We start from the raw sequence: 20,611 nt of genomic DNA on the forward strand, positions 1-20,611 counted from the left end.
TGCTCCTGACGGCGAGCGTAATTGCCTTTCATGCCGCGCCGCTCCTCGCGAAGCAGGATGCCGAGCCATCGGGCCGGTCAGAACCGGCTGTGCAGACGGGCCAGTCGGTCCAGGCCATGTCCGGTGCGGCCATCGGCAGCATGCGGAGCGGGCCGGAACGGCGCTTCACCGGCGCGGATTTGTTCGATCTTGCCGTGGCTTCCGACCCGCAGATCAGTCCCGACGGACGACGGATCGCCTACGTCCGCCGCTCGAACGACATCATGACCGACCGGCAGGTGAGTTCCGTCTGGCTGATCGATACGGATACCGGCGCGGAAGTTCCGCTGGCGGGCAGCGACGGGGATGCCTTCAACCCGCGCTGGTCGCCGAACGGCGATCGCCTCGCCTATGTCTCGACCGAGAATGGCGGGCCGCAGCTCTGGGTGCGGTTCATGGAAGGGGGCGAGACGGTGCGCCTGACCGGTCTGCCGACCAGCCCGTCGAGCCTGGCATGGTCTCCCGACGGACGATCGATCGCCTATAGCATGCTGGTGAAGGACGACGGCCCGACGCTCGGTTCCGCACCGTCCCGGAAGCCAGAGGGTGCCGAATGGGCGGAGCCTCTGGAGATCCGCGACCTGCTCACCTATCGCGCCGATGGACAGGGTTATATCGAAGCGGGGTTCGAGAAGATTTTTCTGGTACCCGCGACGGGCGGAGCGCCGCGCCAGCTGACCTACGGCCGGTATCACGATGGCGGTCCGCTCAGCTGGGCTCCCGACGGATCGAAGCTCTATTTTGGCGCGAACCGCAGCCCGGACTGGGAAAGCGATCCGGTCGAAAGCGAAATCCATGTACTGGACGTGGCGAGCGGCGGCATCACCCGGCTCACTGACCGGGACGGACCCGACAGTCATCCCGCCGCTTCTCCCGATGGGCGGCTGATCGCCTATCTCGGCTTCGACGATGCGCGCCGCGCTTACGAGAATGACGATCTCTACGTCATGAATCACGACGGATCGAACGCAAGAAATCTCACCAGCGACTGGGATTTCAGCCCTGCGGGAATCATCTGGGATGCCGACGGGCGCGCGATCTATGCGCAATACGACGTCAGCGGCGAAACCCGCGTCGCGCGGATCGCTCTCGACGGAAGCGTGCGCGACGTCGCCAGCGGACTGTCTGGCGGCGGCCTCGACAGGCCCTATACCGGAGGCAGCTTCTCCGTTTCGAAGGATGATGCGATCGCCTTTACCGGAGGCACCGCGACCCGCCCCGCCGAAGTCCGGATCACGCGCGGCGGGGACGCGCGCTATCTTACCGATCTCAACCGGTCGCTGCGCAGCGTGAAGGCGCTGGGCGAGGTGCGCCGGATTGCAGCCCGGTCGAGCCTTGACGGTCTGGAGATCGAAGGGTGGCTGACGCTGCCGCCAGGCTATCGCGAGGGCGAACAGGTGCCGCTGATCCTGGAGATTCACGGTGGCCCCTTCGCCGCCTATGGCCCGCACTTCTCGACCGACAACCAGCTCTATGCCGCTGCCGGATATGCCGTGCTGTCCGCCAATCCGCGCGGGTCGACCAGCTATGGCGAGGCTTTCGCCAATCAGATCGACAAGGCCTATCCCGGCAATGACTATCTCGATTTGGTCAGCATCGTCGATCATGCCATCGCGCTGGGCATTGCCGATCCCGACCAGCTGTTCGTCACCGGCGGTTCAGGCGGCGGCGTGCTGACAAGCTGGATCGTCGGAAAGACGAACCGCTTCAAGGCTGCCGCGACGCAGAAGCCGGTGATCAACTGGACCACGCAGGCACTTACCGCCGACAATCCGGCGTTTTTCGGACCTTACTGGATCGGCTCACTGCCCTGGGAAGATCCCGAAACCTATTGGCGCCTCTCCCCTTTGTCGCTGGTCGGCAATGTCGAGACGCCGACGCTGGTGGTGGTCGGCAGCGAGGATTATCGTACGCCCGTCAGCGAGAGCGAGCAATATTACACCGCCTTGCGCTTGCGCGGCGTTCCCACCGCGCTGGTGAAGGTGCCGGGCGCCAGCCACGGCGGATTCGCCGCACGGCCTTCGCAATCGGCGGCAAAGGCATCCGCGATCCTGGCCTGGTTCGAGCGTTACCGCAGTGGTTGGATACGGCCCGCCGCGAACAGGTGAGCGACATTGCCGGTAAGGGCGCTGCCAGTCCAATCGCAATTCGTTTCGAGCAACTTTATGAAGCGCGATTAGCTTTCGCACAATGCTTTTCGGGCCGTCCTGTCGCGGCATAAGACCCAGACAGGAGAATGCGGCCAGTTAGAATCCCGACGCACAGCAAAGCCGCCGTCGCTTCTCCACCGGGTAGCGGCGCAAGAAAGCTGCAGACGCGATCCGCACCATATCCCGGAGTTCATGTGAGGCGCCCGGCCCTAGGCCATCGCGTTCTTCTTCACCGTGATGACCTGCGGGTAGGTGAATTCCTGAAGGCCTTCCTTGCCATATTCCGCGCCAAAACCGGACTGCTTGTGGCCGCCGAAGGGGGCGAAGGGAGAGAGGTGCAGATATTCATTGACCCAGACGGTGCCGGTTTCCAGTCGTTCCGCGATTTCCACGCCCTTGTCGGTATCTGCCGTCCAGACCGCTCCGGCGAGGCCGTATTCGGAAGCATTCGCCCGTTCCACCGCCTCGTCCACGGTCGCGAATTTCATCAGCGGCATGACCGGGCCGAACTGTTCCTCCGCCACGATGCGCGCATCTTCGGGCGGATTATCGAGGATGGTGATCGGCACGTAATAGCCGGTGCCGCTGGGATCGCCCTCCTCACCGCCGGTCAGGAACTTGTAGCCATTGTCCCTGGCATCCTGGATCAGTTCCTTCACCCGTTCGAACTGCTTCTTGTTCTGAATGGGGCCGACGCCGGTGCCCTGTTGCGATCCGTCGCCGACGGTCACGGTCCTGGCATATTCGGCGATTGCTTGGCTGAGATCGTCATAGATATCCTCATGGATATAGATGCGTTTTGCCGCGACGCAGATCTGGCCTGCATTGGAGAAGCTGGACCAGAACAATTGTTCCGCCACTTTCCCCACATCCGCATCGGGCAGGACGATGCTGGCATCGTTGCCGCCCAGTTCCAGGGTGATGCGCTTCAAATCCTTCGACGCGCCTTCCATGATCTTCTTGCCGGTCGCGGTGGAGCCGGTGAAGGTAATCTTGTCGATATCGGGATGTTCGGTAATCATTGGGCCCAGCGCATCCTCGCCGGTGATGATGTTGACCACGCCTGCGGGAACGATGTCCTTGATCAGTTCCGCGATGCGCAGGGTGGCGAGCGGGGTGTAGGGAGAGGGTTTCAGCACGATGGTGCAGCCGCTGAGCATGGCCGGCGCGATCTTCTGCATCGCCATCATGACCGGGAAATTCCACGGCACTATGCCGCCGACCACGCCGACGGGCACGCGGCGGGTGCGCGACAGGCGGGTGTCGCTATCCTCGTTGATCTCGTCGTCGAGCGACAGGGTGGACTGCGCCGCGACCATGCCTGCCGCGCCGAAAATCTCGCCCTTCGCCTGTTCGTGTGGCTTGCCCTGTTCCTGGGTCAGCAGGCGGAACAGTTCGTCGGCATTGTCCTTGATCGCGGCACTGATTTTCTGGATCACGGCGCGGCGATCGTCGATCGAGGTTTTCGACCATGCAGGAAAGGCCTTGCGCGCGGCGGCGACGGCGCGGTCCAGTTCCTCCTTGCCGCAGGACGGAACGATGCCGATCACGTCCTCGTTCGCGGGGTTGAGCACCTCCATAGTCCTGTTGGTGCTGATTAGTTCGCCATCGATCAGGTTCTTGTAGGCGGTGGTCATGCAGTGCTCTCCCATATCGCGCCCGCCCGGTGGCAGGCGGTCCGTTTGCGTTTCGATGCGCAACCTAACATATCTTCGGTCGCTGCGCTAAATTTTCCGTCTCCATCTTTGGGGGCGGAGGCCGGAAGGTCGTTGCGTGCGAATGACGCATGCCGCTACTGCTCCGCTGCCATCCCCTTGTCCTCGTTCGCACGGTAGATGATCCATTCGCGCACGGCGTCCATCTGTTCGCGGCTGAGCGAGTCCCTGAAGCTGGCCATGCCGCTGTCCTGCAGCATGCCGTCATGCACGATGCTCATCCAGGCGGCCTTGTTCTCCAGCGCGCCGCTGCGGCGCAGGTCGGGCAGCACGGTCGATCCCACCGCGCCCGGGCCATGGCAGACGGAGCAATAGCGGGCATAGGCCTTGCCCCCCATCGCGATGGTCGCCGCCGAAGCGCGGCTGGGCGGCGGGTCGAGCGGGGCCTTGGCGAAGCTTGCCTCAGCAGGGAGTTCGCCATCCGCGCCCAGCTTGAACACCAGCAGGCGCGAGACGTTGCGCACCGGGCGGTCCTTCGCGATCAGTTGCCCGTCCGCCGCCAATGCGTACGCGCCGCCCCAGCCGGCCAATACGGCGACATATTGTGTCCCGCCGACCGTATAGGTGATGGGCGGCGCGACCACCCCCGTCTGGGCGGGGAAGCTCCAGAGCCTGTCGCCCGTCGCGGCATTATAGGCGTTGAACTCACTGCCCGCAGTGCCCTGGAACACCAGCCCCCCGCCGGTCGCCAGCAAGCCGCCGTTCCACGGGCCGGGATATTCCACGATCCATCGGGCGCGGCGCGCCACCGGATCCCAGGCGATCAGCTTGCCGTTGATGGTGCCCGCGACCTCCCGCCGGAAGCCTTCGTCCGCTGGCAGGTCGCCTGCGCCCATGTCGAAGCCGATGTTGAAGCCGCGCGCACGGTCGGGCTTCCAATCTGCCTGCGGGGCGTAAAGCATGCCCGCTTCGAAAGCGGGGATATAGACCAGGCCTTCACCCGGGTGGAAGGCCATGGGGTGCCAATTGTGCCCGCCCAGCGCGCCGGGCGTGACCAGAGCCGGCTTGCCCGTGCGGTCGATACGTGTTTCCGGGTTCTCGATCGGACGGCCATTTGCGTCGATGCCGCTCGCCCAATTGACCGTGACGTAGGGATCGCCGCTGATGAACTCCCCCGTTTCGCGGTCGAGCACGTAGAAGAAGCCGTTCTTGGGCGCCTGCATCAGCACCTTGCGCGTGGTGCCGCCCAGGTCCAGATCCGCGAGCATGATGTGCTGCGTGGCGGTGAAGTCCCACGTTTCGCCCGGCGTGGTCTGGTAGTGCCAGACATATTCGCCGGTGCCTGGCCGCACCGCGACGATGCTGGAAAGATAGAGATTGTCACCCGTGCCCCGCCCATCCGCACCGGGGCTGCGATAGGCGCGACTCCACGGGGACCCGTTACCGACGCCGACATAGAGCAGGTCGAGATCGGCGTCATAGGCCATCGCGTCCCATACCGTGCCGCCGCCGCCGATCCCATCCTCCCCGGTCAGCGTGTCGCCTGACCAGGTCCTGGCGGCCTTGCGCAGGTAAGCGGGCGCGTCCGCCCCTTCATCCCCTTCGGGTACGGTGTAGAAGCGCCACAATTCCTCGCCGTCATCCGCATCATACGCCGCGAAATAGCCGCGCACCCCGAATTCCGCGCCGCCATTGCCTATCATCACCTTGCCGTCGATCACGCGCGGGGCGCCGGTAATGGTGTAGCTCTGATCCTGGTCGACCGTCACCTTCTCCCACACGACCTTGCCCGTGTCCCGGTCGAGCTTGACCAGCCGCCCGTCCAGCGTGCCCAGGAACAGCGCGTCGCCCCATGCCGCCAGCCCGCGATTGACGACGTCGCAGCACGCCTTGACCGCAGTTTCACCGGGCACTTGCGGGTCGTAGGACCACAGCTCCGTCCCCGTGGCGGCGTCATAGGCCTTCACCTTGCTCCACGCGGTGGTGAGATAGAGTTTGCCATCCATCACCAGCGGCGTCGCCTCCTGCCCGCGCGCAGTGTCCATATCGGCATACCAGGCAAGGCCGAGATCGCCGACGCTGGCCGTATCGATCTGATCGAGCGGCGAATAACGCTGTTCTTCGTAATTGCGGCCGTAGGTGATCCAGTTCGCATCGTCCCCTTGGGCGGCAAGCAGGCGGGCGTCGTCGATGTCGTCTCCCGCGGCGCGGTTGCAGCTGGCCAGCCCCAGCCCAAGAGCGAGAGCGATCAACGCGGCGGTCGCACGGTTCGTCATATGGCATCCTCTCCCAAGGCCGGGCACCGTTCTTCGGGCATCCCGTTTGCACAAAGGTGCATCACGAACCTCGCACTGTCCATCTGAATGTCGTGTCGGGGCAGCGAGCGACCTTCGCAGATCTGCGGGCGGGCAGCTCGACCTGCCAGGGCTTCAACGTTCTGCATATTCCGGCATAGCGGATCACGGCCAACGCGCCTCTGGAAAGCATTTGCCTGCGTGAATTCTCGAGCACAACCCGACGCTCGATTTCCATCCGAACCTTTCCAAAGCGCCACTCGATCTGCTGGACGGCGGCTTCGATCCTTGCCTTTCCTGAACCTCGCCGCAGCAGAAATATGGCTGAAACCATGATCCAGGACGGCCTAAGCTGCTTCCATGGCGCCAAAGCCAGCTTTCAGGGCAGCCGCAATCTCTGCGCGCGCCGCATTTGCAGTAGGGATAGCGCCAACGCTGGCGAATGACGTGTGGATCTGCCCCGGACAGGTGATGCAGCGCGCGTTGTTCCCCGCGGCGGCCAGAGCCTTCGCATAGGCGATTCCCTGGTCCCGAAGTGGATCGAATTCTGCAGTGACGATCAAGGCAGGCGGCAGGTTTGCCAGATCGTCCGCAAGCAGAGGCGAGGCCCTGGGGTCATCGCGCTCGGCTTCATCGGCGTATTGATCCCAGAACCAGTCCATCAACGCTCTGGTCAGCACGAATCCCTCGGCATTGTCATGCATGGAGGGGCTGTTGTCGGTCGCATCGACGACCGGCGTTATGAGCACTTGCGCTTGTATCGCCAGGCCGCCTGCATCGCGGGCCAACTGGCAGACGACTGCCGCGATATTGCCGCCCGCGCTCCAGCCACATACGGACAGCTCGCCAGGGATGCCGCCCAGGACTTCGGCATTGTCTGCAACCCATCGCAGGGCCGCAAAGCCGTCCTCGGCGGCGGCAGGAAACCGCGCCTCCGGCGCGTGGCGGTAATTGGCAGAGACAATAATACTGTTCGATTGCTTGCACAGATCACGGCAAAATGCGTCATCCGAGGCATGATCACCCAGAACCCATCCGCCGCCGTGAAAATACACCGTGACCGGATGTGGGCCGGGCGTGTCGGGGCGATACAAACGATAGTCCAGATCACCGTCCGGGCCAGGGAATCTGCCATCGACAACCTCCCCGACCGCCGGGCCTGGAGGGCTGCCGGCGCCAATCGCTTCCGATGTCGCGCGCGCTTCTGCCGGCGACATGGTTTCGAACGGCGGCAGATCCATTCCGGCCATCAATTCGAGCATTGCGACGACATCGGGCTGCTGGCGGCGAATGAGGCCATCGTTGCAGCGTGGGCCGCCGACACCATCGAATGCGAAGCCAAGATAATCCTGTGCGGCGACATCGTCGCAAACCCTCCGGTAAGCATCGACGCCGCCGGTATAGGGCAGGCAAACGCGCGGTTTGCCCGGAACGTTGGCACCCATGTACCACGATTTCGCCAGGGGATAGAGGGTAACGTCAGCGGTCGCCGTTCCATATTCGACCCAGCCCGTTTCCGCAGTCGGTGTCGCTTCGATAGTATCGAGACCTTCTTCGCTCATATAGTTCAGACAATCGGCAATCCATTCGACATGCTGTTCGATCGACAGGATCATGTTGGACAGGACCGATGGACTGCCGGGGCCGGTGATCGTGAAGAAATTCGGGAAACCTTCGACAGTCAGACCGAGATAGCTGACTGGCCCATGCGCCCATTTTTCTCTCAGGGTCCGGCCGTTTCGACCGACGATATCGACCGCGAGAAGCGCGCCTGTCATCGCATCGAATCCTGTCGCGAACACGATGGTGTCGAATTCGAAGACCCCGTTTTTCGTAGCAATCCCGTTCCGGTCGATCTTCAGGATCGGATCTTTCTTGATATCGACGATATCGACGTTGGGATTGTTGAAGGTTTCGAAATAATTCGTGTCGAGGCACGGGCGTTTGGTGCAGATCGGGAATTCCGTGGGTGTGAGGATCTCGGCCTTTTCCGGATCGTCGATCTTGCTGCGAATTTTCTTCCTGGCGAATTCCGACAACGTATCATTCGCTTCCAGATTGATCATCAGATCGGCGAATTCCAGCGACAGGTGAGTGATCGCGCCTTTCGCCCACAGCGTTTCATATCGTTCCTGACGCTCCTCGTCGGACACGGTCAGCGCGAACTCCGTTCCCACCGGGCCAGGCACTCCTCCCTTCGTCCAGCGCGCTTCTTCGCGATAGCCCCCGTAGCGATCCTTCACCGCCAGCCTGTCCGGGTGAATCGGTCCGTTGCCGGCAGGGATCGAATAGTTTGCGGTCCGCTGGAATACGACGGTGTGTTCGGCCTCTTCGGCAATCAGCGGTATCGACTGGATGCCCGACGACCCGGTTCCGATAATCCCGACACGCTTGCCTGAAAAATCGACCCCATCATGGGGCCAGCTATGGGTGCGGTAGATTTCGCCCTCGAAGTCCTCGATGCCTTCGATGTCGATGTCCTTGGGCTGGGAGAGGCACCCGGTTGCCATGATGAAGAAGCGGCAGGTCGCAGCATCGCCATCCGTGGTTGTCACGGTCCAGCGCGAGGCGGTTGCATCCCAGACTGCTTTTTCAACGCGCGTACTGAAGCTGATATCGCGCCGCAGATCAAAGCGGTCGGCAACATGCCGGGCATAGCGCAGGATTTCAGGCTGGGTGGCGTATTTCTCGCTCCATTCCCATTCCTGCTCCAACTCGGGATCGAAGCCGAAAGAATAGTCGATGCTTTCGATGTCGCAGCGCGCACCGGGATAGCGGTTCCAAAACCAGGTTCCGCCGACATCGTCTGCGGTTTCACACGCGTGGACGGACCGGCCCAGCTCACGCATTTTATGGACGAGATATAGGCCGGCGAACCCTGCGCCCACTACGATGACATCAAAGCTCTTCGTGTGCGATTCCATGCCAATTCTCTCCCGATGATGCAGTAAATCCGACAGCAGCTAGGTGATTTTCATCATGATCTTGACCTACCTGACCGAAAATTCGATCGGCAGGGTTTTCGGGCCGACGACGAAATTGGATTTGAACAGCTTGGGTTCGCCGGCCAGCCGGACCGAATCCAACCGCGGCAACAGTTCTTCCCACAGAACGCGCATTTCCATCCGTGCGAGATGCTGGCCGATACAGGCATGCGGGCCGGTTCCGAAGGCGATCTGCTTGCGCCGGGGGCGAGTGATGTCGAACGTGAACGGGTCGGGATAGACGTCCTCGTCCTGGCTGGCACTATGATAGGACAGCATGATCCAGTCGCCCGACTTCACTTGCTGGCCGGCGATTTCAGCATCCTCGACAGCGGTTCGCATGAAGGTCTTGACCGCGCTGGCCCAGCGAACCGATTCCTCGACGAAGCCGTCGATACGATCGGGGTGTTCTTGCAACTCGGCCAGCAATTCGGGCCGCTCGGCAAGCGCCCACATGGCGGAGGAGACAGTGTTCGATGTGGTATCGTGCCCCGCGGTTGCGGCGATGATGTAGTAGCCCATGAGCTGGCGATCAGTGAGATATTCGCCATCGATCCTGGCATTGGCGATCAGGCTGTTGAGCCCTTCGGTTGGCCGCTCGCGAGCCTCCTTGGTGACCTTGCCGAAATAGTCCTCCAGATCTTTCATGACGGCACTGACAGCGGCCAGCCGCTGTTCCGGGGTGACTTCCGTTTTCGACCGGTTCAGATCAGGGTCGTCTGCGGCGAAAATTTCCTGGGTCAGCCTGAGCATGAAGGGTTCGTCTTCAGCCGGAACGCCCAGCAAACTCATCACGACGCGAAGCGGATAGTTGAGAGCGATATCCTCGACGAAGTCGCTATGTGGAGCGTTTTCGACAAACCTGTCCACATATTCCCGGGCGATGTCCCGGATATCGGCTTCCAGCGCTTTCAGCGCCTTTGGCGTAAAGGCGGGAAAACCAATTTTTCTCAAGGCCTTGTGTTCGGCGCCGTCAACGGTAACCAGAGTGCGGATAAGGTTGTTCTCACCAGTCGCAGCCTTGACCATATCGACACTCGATCTTGGCGCCAGATTGTTCGACCCGGCACCATTCAGAAAGATATCAGGCTGCGTTTCGATGGCGATCACATCGGCATGCCTGGATGCCACCCAGAAAGGATCGAAACCTTCAACCCTGGCTTTTGCGAATGGATAGTTCCGCCGGATCTCGGCAAATGCGGCGTTGATCTTCGGCGGGTCCGCATAGGTGGCCGGATTGACGATCGACGCTGCGAGTGCAGCGGGTATCTCCGAAGGCATGAGTCTCTCCATTCGCTTTTTCTTTTGCTGGAAGATGTACGCCTCGATGATAGTCAGTCAACTAGTAACTTGGGCAAAGCCGGGCCTCGTTCAAGCATGAAAAGCCTATCCCAGATCGCGATTTGCAAGGAGCATCGCTGCCAAGCTAGGTGGGCGCAATCGAAGCTGTTACAGGCATTGCCTGGCCGGCAGGGAAGGTTTGCATTGAAGAAAAGAGAACCGCAAAGCGTTCGCCGGGAAAGGTCCGACAAGGCGCTCAAGGATGCGGGTGCCCAGATCACCGTCACCGAAGGATATGAGGCCGTCACCTTCGAACGGATCGGCAAGTCGTCCGGCTACAGCCGCAGCCTGATTACGCAAAAATACGGGTCGAAGGAAAAGTTCATATCGTCCCTGCTCGAAGGCATCGCCGAAACGGGGAGAAAGGAATATGTCGCCTGCCTGGAAACAGACGTCAGCGCGCTGAGAAAGATCGAGATCTATGTCTCTACGCTGTTCAATCGCATCCTGCACGACAAACAGGTCAATGCCCATTTCATGCTGTTTGCCGATGCCTTGGCCAACCGGCTGGAGCGGCAGGAGTTCTTTCGTAACAGCCACCAACTAACCAGGGTCGATCTGATGCAGATCATCGAACAGGGCCAGAAGGAGGGCGACATCGACCCCGCTTTGGTTCCTGAAGTGGCTGCCACGATCGTCGGCAGCCTGATGCTGGGCGTCGTCATGCAATCCCTGCTCGAGCCCGATGCAGATTTGCAGACGATCACTCAAGCAGCCATCGTGGCGATCAAGAGGGCGCTGTCCCCCGCTTGAGGCACATGACCGCCTCGCGCGGCTATTCAAAAGACAGTATGGGCTTGATGCACTTGCCTGAATGTTGGTCCGCAACCGCCTCGTTGATCTGGTCCAGCCTGTATCTGCTCAGCAGTCTATCGACGGGCAGGTCGCCCGCCAGAAAATGCTCCATCAGTTCCGGGATAAAGGCCGATGGTTCGCTGTCCCCTTCGATGATGCCCATGACCTTGTGACCGAGCGATATGACCTGATTGACCTCGCCCGGCAGCTTGCTGCCCGGTGCGGCGATGCCGACCAACCCCAGAGTTCCCTGCGGCGCGAGCCCCTGCATGATCGCTTCGAGCACATCGGCGCGGCCCGTCGTGTCGAGAGCGTAGTCGACGCCGACCGTTGAGATTTCGCGGATGGCTGCGGCAAGATTGTCTTGGGCCATCGGATCGATCGTGTGCGTCGCGCCCAGTTCCACCGCCATGTCCCGCCGCGCCGCGATCGGTTCGACAACGATGATGGTCGCACATGTGCGCAATTTCGCGCCCATCACCGCGCTCAGTCCCACCGTGCCGCCACCCGTTACCAGCAACGCGGAGCCAGCTTCGCAATCCATCGCGTTCAAGATGCTTCCCGCCCCCGTCTGGACGCCGCAACCCAGCGGCGCCGCAATCTCGAACGGCACGTCGTCGGGAATTTTGACGATGTTGCGCTCATACGTCAGCGCATGGCTGGCGAAGCTCGACTGGCCGAAAAAATTTCCCGCGATATCGTCTGGACCCTTGTGGATCGTACGGGACCCATCCGTGCGCATTCCGCCGTAATTCAGCGCAGGCATGGTGTGGCAATAGGCCGGGTGCGCATCATCGCATTTGGAACACGCACCGCATGAGCGGAAGGACAGCGCCACGCGATCTCCCGGTACGACCCTGGTAATGTTCGCGCCGACCCTGCGAACGATCCCCGCCCCTTCATGGCCCAATACCACCGGCAGGCCGAAATCGAATGCGCCCGCCTGGGCGACGACATCTGTATGGCACAGGCCAACCGCCTTGATCTCCACCAGGATTTCATCGTCGCGCGGGGCATCGAGTTCGACCTGATCGATGATGAACGGCCCGCCTTCGGGCGATGCAATGGCTGCGCTGATCGACGTCGTCATGCTCGGCTCCTGTATGCTCTCGTCACTCGTGCAAACCTCGATGTCTTCGAGCATATTGCCCGCAGTGAAATCGGTATCCGGTTGCGGATCGAAATGCGTCATTGAGCCTGCCACCTCATCCCTCGTGATTGATGTCTTACCCGGCGATTGCCTCGACGAAGTTGCGGCCATCTTCATGTTTGATGGCGATCCGGCTGCCGATCATACCGGGTTGATCCAGAGCCTTCATCGTCGTGAGATCGCCGGACCGGCTGCGGGCAATGATGCGACCCTTGTCGGACCTTGCAACTACCACGGCATGGCTCGGATCACCGCGTCTATATGTTACGGAGACGGATTCTATTTCCGCGTTCGCATCCTCCGAAAGGCCGCAATCCAGCCGGGCCTCGTCGATCTGCGCCTGCAATCCCTCGCTGGATATTGGCTGCCAGTCCTGTTTGGGGCGCGCGGAATAGACCCCTGCCGCTTCCTTGGTCAGGAAGCCGCCATTGGCCAGGACGAAGCCGAACTCGGCAGGCTCTGCGCGCAGTTTCTCGACCATCGCGGCGATGGCATGCATCGAGTAATTGTTCCCTGCCCCGCCGGCGAATTGCAGGCCGCCGGTGACAGTCGCAGGAGTCTTGCGCCAATCCAGATCGAGCGCCTCGGCGGCGAGAAAGACTGCGCAGGGGAAACAGCTGTAGAGATCGAAATGCTTGATTTTACCCGTCGATGTGCCGGCACTCTCCACTGCGTGCCTGGCAACCAGTTCGATGGGTGGGGACTTCGACAGATCCGGCCGCTCGGAAATATTGTGATCGTGCGCGTGCGCATAGCCGTGCAGATAGATCCATTTTTCCGGCGAGATCCCCATGCGCGCTGCTTCTCCGACAGAGGTCAGCACGACAGCCGCGCCCTGATTGACTCCGTCCTGTGCCACGTGCCATTTCAGATAAGGCGATGCGATACGGAAGTTCTCCTCGCTTTCCGTAGACAGAAACTCAGCCGTGCGTGCTTGCGGGTACTGGGCGTATGGATTGTCCGCGGCAATCCGGGAGAATTCGGCGAGCAATTCCGCCATCATGGCATCGTAATCCCGCTCGCTGAGCTGCCAGCGGTGGCGCAGCGCGTTCTCGAACAGGGGGTAGGTGCTGATCGGCTTGCCCAGGCCATTGTCCGTTTCATATTCGGTGAGCAACCGGGCCCCCATGCCGCGATCCGTCAGATTGCCTTCCGCGCTGTCCGACCAATCGAGCGCAATGCCATTTCGCAGCGCATTTTTCATGGCGGCAATGGCTTCGCTCCCGCCGATCAGCACGGTTCGCGCCCGACCGGAAAAAACGTTCTCCGCGGCCTCGTTCACCAGCTTTTGCGGCTGATCGCCGCCGACGACGGAATAGATATGCTCCGCACCGTCGACGCCAATATCGGCGGCGAGCGACGCAGGTGGGTTCTTGCAGCTTCCAAACGGCGGATTGCCGGGCATGGAATCCGCAAACCGGCGCACGACATGAACCTGATCGATCGAAGCCAACACCTCGGCCGGTGCACCCGTATCTTGCACGGCGCGCCCGGCCGCGATGCTGAGCAAACCACGCGGTGACGGTGCCCGAGAAGCATCCTTGCCGTCCCAGTGATCGACGCATTGGCCGACGCCGACAAGAACGGGCGTACGCGGATGAACTGCCATAGTTATACCCCTTCCCGATGCCTCCCGCTCTGCTGAAGGTCGCGACGGTATCGTTAAGTTACTTATACTAGTCATTCAACTACTATCCTGGGATCGGACTTGCCAGCCTTGGTTGCGCCACCTCGGCGCAGCCGTTGCATCAGATCCACACCGCCTTCGGCATCCCTTCAGCGGAACCTGGGCGTGGACTGAACGAGCTACTTTTCCCGGTTCAGAAATCCGAACATGTCACCGCCAATCTTGCGCATCTGGATTTCTTCCGCGCCTTCCGTGATGCGATAGCGCCGGTGGTGGCGGTAGATATGCTCGAATGGCTTATGCCGGGAATAGCCCATGCCGCCGTGAACCTGCATGGCCCGGTCGGCGGCATCGCAGCACAGCCGGTTTGCGCGGTAGTTACACATGCTGATCTGCGCCGACAGATATCTGGCGACGTCGGGCTTGGGCATGGTGTCCATTTTTGCCGAGGTGGCGTATATCAATTGCCGGAGCATCGCTGCTTCGGTGTGCAGTTCGACCAGCGGAAACTGGATGCCCTGATTGACGCAAAGCGGTTTGCCGAAGGGTTTGCGTTCCCCGGCATGTTTCACGGCTTCGTCGATGCAGTATTGCGCCGCTCCGAGCGAAGACGCAGCTTGCCTGATCCGGTTCTCATGGACGAAATGCTGCGCGCAGGCCAGGCCCCTATCGAGATCGCCCAGCACGTTGGCTGCGGGAATCCAGACGTTCGTGAACGAGCATCTGGGATGATCGGTGGGCATGTTGAACGTCCACAGATATTCACCGATTGCGAAGCCATCCGCTTCCACGGGAACCAGGAAGCAGCCGATCCCTCTGGCATCGCGATCCTTGCCGCTATGGCGGGCGAAGGTCATGACATGGGTGGCCTTGTGCAAGCCCGTGGTCCACATCTTGTTGCCGTTGATCAACCAGCCATCCACGCCGTCGCGCCTTTCAGGGACCGCGCTGGTATCCATCCAGGTAGCGTCGGAACCATGATCCTCTTCAGTCAGGCCGAAGCACCAGCGCATTTCCCCTTCCAGCAGGGGCGGAATATATGCAGCCTTCTGCTCATCCGTCCCAAAATCCCGCACCATCAGTGGCAGGACCAGATTACCGACGATGGAACTTTCATTCTGCAGATCATTATGCAGGCCAAGGCCTTTTCCGGCGAGATGCTCGCGTATGCGCGCCATTGCCAGATGGGAACCGTTCCTGCCGCCATATTCCTTGGGCAGAGCGAAGCGATAATGGCCGGCGGCGTCGGCGACCCGGCGCATCTCCGTCAGCAATTCTTCCCATTCTTCATCAGGAAGGCCGCCATTTTCCCAATCGGTTCGCGCATCTTCCCGGCGGTGGTCGAAGAAGCGGATATTGTCATCGCGTCGTTCGATCGGTCTGATCTCGTCTTCGATGAACCGGTCCAGAACGCGCAGATAATCCTCGATCTCCCGGGGGATTTCAAAATTGTTCATCTTGAGGTCCAATTCTCTAAGGCTACTTGCAGGCCGGCATATCCGGGTTGGTCGATCGACAGTCTCTCAAGCGCTGTATGCCGCAGATGATCCCACACGTCGCGATCGTCGATGGCCTTGCTCCCGCCCCGCAACGCGGCGCAGAGATCGACGTTTGACAATCCGAGGCGCGCAAGCCGCGCAGCCGATTGCTCGGCATATTGCCGACCCCAGGCGGCATGGCGTTGCGCGATGCCGAGCGCATTGTTCGCAACGCGCGCCTCGAACAAGGCGTGCCCCTGGCTTTCGGGAAGAATCTTTTCCCGGTTCCATTCGATCAGCGCATTGAGAATCTCGGCATATTCGACTTCTCCATGTTCCGGGAGAAGACGCGGCGTCCCGAAGACAAGCGGAGCGCCCCCGGCAAGGTCCATCTGCTCGAACTGTAACAGCAGGTCTGTCTCCACTTCCGAAGATCGGCGACCGATAATCGTCCGTTCCAGCACATGCACCGTACCGTCACGATAGCTGTGCCCCATACGCAGGCAGGTGACGCCCCACCAGAGCGTGTTATACATCAGCCACCAGTCGAACCGGTTGCGGTCAACCCTGGTGCCGCTGGCTCTTTCATAGGCTGCGATCAGATTATCCGCGCTGTCGAAGCCGCCTGCTTCGCGGTGATAATGTCCGAAACGCCAGCTGGGCGTGCACAGATAAGCCAGATCTTCCATCGGATCACCAATATGCGCCAGCTCCCAGTCCAGAACGGCGCTGATGCCCTGCTTGTCGACCATGAGGTTCCCCATGCGGAAATCGGCATGGAGAAGTTTTGGCTGCTCGACTTCCGGAATGTTGTTTTCAAGCCATCTGAATGCATAGTCATAGGCAGGAAGTGCAACTTGCAGGGTGCGGTAGGCTTTTTCCTGCATATCCAGAAGGGCAGCAGCATCGATGCATCGAATTTCCGCTGGCAGACGATCGAGACCGATCGCATGAATGGCAGCCAGCTCGCGCGCGCATTGCTCCGATAGCGTGGAAACGGCATCGGCAAGGTCCGGATCGCCGAAAATCTTTCGCGGCAGCGTTTCACCGACGCTACGGACCATCATGAATCCTTGGCCAAGCCCATCTTCATCGGTCAGCCTGGCCAGCACCCTTGGAGCACTGACGCCAGCCTTGCAGGCAATCTCGATCAGGTCGGCCTGCGCATCCAGCGAAATCGCGGATGGCGTCGCGGCGTCACCCTGCTCGCTCGCCATGCCGACCGGCATCCGCCGCAATACGATGTTCTGCTCACCATAGGTAAAGGCCCAGCTTTCCATGCTGGCCCCGCCCGAAAGGCGCTCCAGATCCGTGACGGCCCCCATGGGGCCCAGATGCCTGCGACAACAGGTCTCGATCTTCCTGACCAGATGATCGTCATTCACAATATCGCGCCTATCTCGCCGAGTTATCATTCGCGACAGCTTGTCTCGAAAGCCCGGTGGGCGCGGATAAGCCCAAATCCATGTTACCTATACCTCAATATAAAAGTCCGTTCGCACCTCGCATAGAGCACCTCAGGCCAGCAACCCGGCCATGAGTACATCGAGCGTATGTTCCTTGTAGGTCTCGTGCAGCTCGGCATCGGCGGCGTCCCGGCCTAGGCCGAACACAGCCTGCAATGTCAGGCGATTGGCATAGAGGCCATCCGCCGAGCCGGTGATGGTAAAAAAGAACAGCCTGGGGTCGACCTTGCGGAACTCGCCGGTGGCGACGCCCTTGTCGATGATGCGTTTCTGCGCGTCGACCAGCGGTTCGAGCAGCGTACTTATGATGTGGTCCACCCTGCCAGGCTTCGCTCCCCGGACCATGTAGTGGATCAGCCGGTTGAGATAGGGGATCTCGTAAAACGTATCGACCACGCCGCCGAGATGCCGGCGCATCTGTTCGGTCGCGGTGATGTCCAGCGCAAGCAGCCTGTCCAGTTGGTCGATGCGCGCGAGAAGATCGCGTTCAAGCAGCGCCAGCAACAATCCTTCCTTGTTGTCGAAATAATAGCGGATCATCCCGTGGTTCACTCCGGCCCGCTTCGCGATATCGAGAATGCCGATCTCCACCGTGTCCCGCTCGCGCATCAGAGCGCCCGCGGCCTGCAGCAGGGACGACCTGATGTCAGGCTTCGACCCGTGCTGATCGGGCAATGACAGGGCAGCGACATTCATATTCTCGTTCTTCCTGCGGGCCTTGGCCAAGACGTAAACGGGCTTGCTCGTGTTATCAAGGCTGATAATAAGGGGTTCTACCGGCCGTTCAAGAGTCAGGGGAGGAGAGGACAAATGATAAGAAAAACTATCATTGGCGCCAGTGTCATCGGTTTGGGTGCAGCTTTATGCGTCCCGGCAGCGGCGCAAACGGTTGCCGACGCACCCGACGCGCTCGACAATGCCGAGGTCGACGATCAGCAGGAAGACCCGATCGATAATTCCAATGTCATCATCGTGACGGCAACCCAGCGTGCCAGCGATGTGCAGGATATCCCCATCGCGGTAACCGCGGTAACGCCCGCGCAGCTCGATCGGCAGGGGATCAACAATATCCAGTCGCTCGGCGCCGTCGCTCCCAGCTTCAATGTCCAGAGTTCGCAGACCGGATCGCAGGGCACCTCGATCCGCCTGCGCGGTATCGGCACTACCGGAAACAATATCGGTCTGGAATCGGCGGTCGGTGTGTTCATCGACGGCGTTTATCAGTCGCGTCCGGGTGTCGCGCTCGGCGAACTGGTCGATGTCCAGCAGGTCGAGGTGCTTCGCGGGCCGCAAGGCACGCTCTTCGGGCGGAACACGACGGCTGGCGCGCTGGTCATCCGCAACAAGGCGCCCGATCTCGACGAGTTCGGCGGATTCGTCGAAGGCTCCTACGGCAATTACGACTTCATCAATGTCAAGGGCGCAATCAACGTGCCCATCGCCATCGATACGCTCGGAATCCGGGCGACCGCCGCTTATCGCAAACGCGACGGTTTCCTCATCAATGCGCTCGGTCAGGATGTGAATGACCGTGATCGCTATCTCTTGCGCGGCCAGCTCCTGTGGGAGCCGAATGCGGACATCAGTCTGCGCATCATTGGCGACTATCAGGAAACCGACGAACGGTGCTGCGATTCAATTACGCTATCGCCCGGTGCGAACATCAACGGCGCCCTGTTCAACGAATTATATCCCAACGGCGTGATCGCCGACTTCGCGAACGCCAATCCGGCGCAGAACAGGCTGCCGGTGATCGACGGTCGCCGCGACTTGCGGTCCAATGGTCAAGTCATCGACAACAGCATCGAACAATGGGGCGTTTCCGGCGAACTGGTCTGGGATTTCGGCGGTCCTTCGCTGACCGCATTGGTATCCTATCGCGATTTCCGCGGTGACAGCATCCAGGACGATTTCCAGGCGAGCCAGGTCTATTCGATTGCCGGAATTACCGAGGACGTGCTTCCGCCTCTGTTCGATGACATCAAGACCTTCACCGCCGAAGCGCGGCTGCAGGGCAATGCCGGACCGCTCGATTACCTGGTGGGTGTGTATTACGCCGACGAGGATATCGTCGAGGAGGCCAGCCTGACACTGGGTCCGGACTTCCAGCGCGTGGCCGGAATTGCCAATTTCGGCGGGGTGCTCGGCGAAGCATTTGCCGGTCAGATCCTCGGCCTCGTGCCGCAAGCGGGTGCTTACATAAATTCGGTGCTCGCCGGTGCGCCCAACCCGGGCGTTTTCGCCACGCCGATCAGCTCGGACAACAGTTTCGGATATAACCGGTACGCACAGCAGGGTGAAAGCATCTCCGTCTTCACGCATAACATCTTCAGCGTGACCGACGAGTTCGCGATCACGCTGGGGGCACGGTATGTCGATGACCGCAAGGAAGGCAGCTATGAACAGCTGGCCGCCAACAACCCGGCCTGTCTGGCTGGACTGACGCTTGCCGGTACCCCGCAGGCGACGGCATTCCAGTTGTTGCAGCCGATACTTGGAACCGCGGTGGCGGGTGCGCTTTCCACGCCTGCTCTCAATGGCGCATCGGCGTTTATCAACTGCTTCCCCTTCGCCGCTCCGGCGCTCGGCGTTGCCTTCCTGCCAAGAGAATTCGACCTTGTCTTCGAAGATGACGAGTTCATCTACACCGCTCAGGCAAGCTGGGAACCGAACCCCGACCTGCTGCTCTATGGCGGTTTTACGCATGGTTACAAAGCAGGCGGTTTCAACCTCGATTCCACGGCAGCGGCGGGCGGAGCCGATCCGCGCTTCCGGTCTGAGGAGATAGATTCGTACGAGCTGGGGTTGAAGGCGACGATCCTGGACGGTCGTGGACGTGCCAACTTCGCGCTGTTCTACAACGAGCTTTCGGATTTCCAGGTCCTCGAATTCACCGGGACGCAGTTCCAGACGTTCAATGTGGATGACGTTACGGCGAAGGGCATGGAAGCTGAATTGTTCGCCCAGTGGAATCCTTACGTCAGCAGTTCGCTCTCGGGCACTTACACCGATGCGGAATATGGCGATGATTGCGACCAGCGATTCGTAGCCGCCGGCGGACCCAACCCGGCCTTCGAACTGTGCGGAGCGCAGCTGACCAACGCCCCGAAGTTCACCGGCGTTGCCGGGATGACTTATGACGGCCCCATCGATTCGGGTATGGCTTGGGACTTTCTGGCAAACTTCAATCTCCGCTACGAAAGCTCGCGCCGGACAAGCACCAAGGCTTTTATCGATGGCACGCGGACACCTATTCCGTTCGATTTGCAGGAAGCGAACTTCAAGATCAATGCGCGGCTGGGCGTCAAATCGCCAGACGAAAGGATCGCCATCGAAGTCTGGGGGCAGAACCTGACCAATCAGATCACGCGGTCCATTACCTACAATACGCCATTGATCGCCGGCGCGCGCGCCGCCTTCATCGAGGATCCGCGCACATATGGCATCACGGTCCGCTCACGCTTCTGAGCGCTGGCCGGTAATCCGGCCCCGACGCGGAAGACGGTTTTTTCGTCCTTCGGTGTCGGGGCCGCGATATTTCGCGGCTCGACAACATTGCGACATGATCTTAATCGGACCAGAAAATCTTTACGCCCGTGGCGGGAGACGCTCGCGAACCACTTGGGTCGTGA

The 20,611-nt window shown here is 60.8% G+C and carries 12 protein-coding genes; 3 read left to right on the forward strand and 9 right to left on the reverse strand.

The features are described from left to right. Window positions 1–116: 116 nt before the first annotated feature. Window positions 117–2,147 (forward strand): prolyl oligopeptidase family serine peptidase, encoded by a 2,031-nt coding sequence (locus HG250_RS12325; RefSeq protein ID WP_420821338.1) that lies wholly within the window; start codon window positions 117–119, stop codon window positions 2,145–2,147. Between the two features lie 251 nt (window positions 2,148–2,398). Here HG250_RS12325 and HG250_RS12330 read toward each other — a convergent pair whose 3' ends face one another. The 4 genes from HG250_RS12330 to HG250_RS12345 form a co-directional block, all read right to left on the reverse strand. Next, on the reverse strand, window positions 2,399–3,826 hold the full coding sequence (locus HG250_RS12330) for an aldehyde dehydrogenase family protein (protein WP_170005642.1): 1,428 nt from the start codon (window positions 3,824–3,826) through the stop codon (window positions 2,399–2,401). A gap of 155 nt (window positions 3,827–3,981) precedes the next feature. Further along, the gene (locus HG250_RS12335) at window positions 3,982–6,120 is read right to left on the reverse strand and encodes a PQQ-dependent dehydrogenase, methanol/ethanol family (protein ID WP_170005643.1); all 2,139 of its coding nucleotides are present in this window, start codon (window positions 6,118–6,120) and stop codon (window positions 3,982–3,984) included. A gap of 365 nt (window positions 6,121–6,485) precedes the next feature. Next, window positions 6,486–9,062, reverse strand: coding sequence for a flavin-containing monooxygenase (locus HG250_RS12340; RefSeq protein ID WP_170005644.1), 2,577 nt, complete (start codon window positions 9,060–9,062; stop codon window positions 6,486–6,488). A 66-nt stretch (window positions 9,063–9,128) separates the two neighbouring features. Next, window positions 9,129–10,415 (reverse strand): cytochrome P450, encoded by a 1,287-nt coding sequence (locus tag HG250_RS12345; protein WP_205763634.1) that lies wholly within the window; start codon window positions 10,413–10,415, stop codon window positions 9,129–9,131. Between the two features lie 192 nt (window positions 10,416–10,607). Here HG250_RS12345 and HG250_RS12350 point away from each other — a divergent pair, with 192 nt between their 5' ends. Beyond that, window positions 10,608–11,216 (forward strand): TetR/AcrR family transcriptional regulator, encoded by a 609-nt coding sequence (locus tag HG250_RS12350; protein WP_170005645.1) that lies wholly within the window; start codon window positions 10,608–10,610, stop codon window positions 11,214–11,216. Between the two features lie 22 nt (window positions 11,217–11,238). Here HG250_RS12350 and HG250_RS12355 read toward each other — a convergent pair whose 3' ends face one another. The 5 genes from HG250_RS12355 to HG250_RS12375 all read right to left on the reverse strand — a co-directional run bounded on the left by HG250_RS12355 (window position 11,239) and on the right by HG250_RS12375 (window position 17,675). Next, window positions 11,239–12,450: an NAD(P)-dependent alcohol dehydrogenase gene (locus HG250_RS12355; RefSeq protein ID WP_240957117.1), complete on the reverse strand. Its 1,212-nt coding sequence runs from the start codon at window positions 12,448–12,450 to the stop codon at window positions 11,239–11,241. Between the two features lie 34 nt (window positions 12,451–12,484). Next, a complete protein-coding gene (locus HG250_RS12360; protein WP_170005646.1) occupies window positions 12,485–14,017 on the reverse strand; it encodes an acetyl-CoA acetyltransferase in 1,533 nt (510 codons plus the stop codon). 197 nt (window positions 14,018–14,214) lie between these two features. After that, window positions 14,215–15,492 (reverse strand): acyl-CoA dehydrogenase family protein, encoded by a 1,278-nt coding sequence (locus tag HG250_RS12365; protein WP_170005647.1) that lies wholly within the window; start codon window positions 15,490–15,492, stop codon window positions 14,215–14,217. Continuing rightward, window positions 15,489–16,838 carry a phosphotransferase family protein gene (locus tag HG250_RS12370; RefSeq protein WP_170005648.1) on the reverse strand — a complete coding sequence of 450 codons (1,350 nt, stop codon included), beginning with the start codon at window positions 16,836–16,838 and terminating at the stop codon, window positions 15,489–15,491. The genes HG250_RS12365 and HG250_RS12370 overlap by 4 nt, the downstream gene beginning before the upstream one ends. 192 nt (window positions 16,839–17,030) lie before the next feature. Beyond that, complete coding sequence (locus tag HG250_RS12375; protein WP_170005649.1) at window positions 17,031–17,675, reverse strand: TetR family transcriptional regulator; 645 nt, start codon at window positions 17,673–17,675, stop codon at window positions 17,031–17,033. Window positions 17,676–17,789: 114 nt separating this feature from the next. Here HG250_RS12375 and HG250_RS12380 point away from each other — a divergent pair, with 114 nt between their 5' ends. Further along, entirely contained in the window at window positions 17,790–20,447 is a 2,658-nt protein-coding gene (locus HG250_RS12380) for a TonB-dependent receptor (protein ID WP_170005650.1), read from the forward strand. Window positions 20,448–20,611: the final 164 nt, after the last annotated feature.

Source organism: Pseudopontixanthobacter vadosimaris, assembly GCF_012979275.1.
GTDB lineage: Bacteria > Pseudomonadota > Alphaproteobacteria > Sphingomonadales > Sphingomonadaceae > Pseudopontixanthobacter > Pseudopontixanthobacter vadosimaris.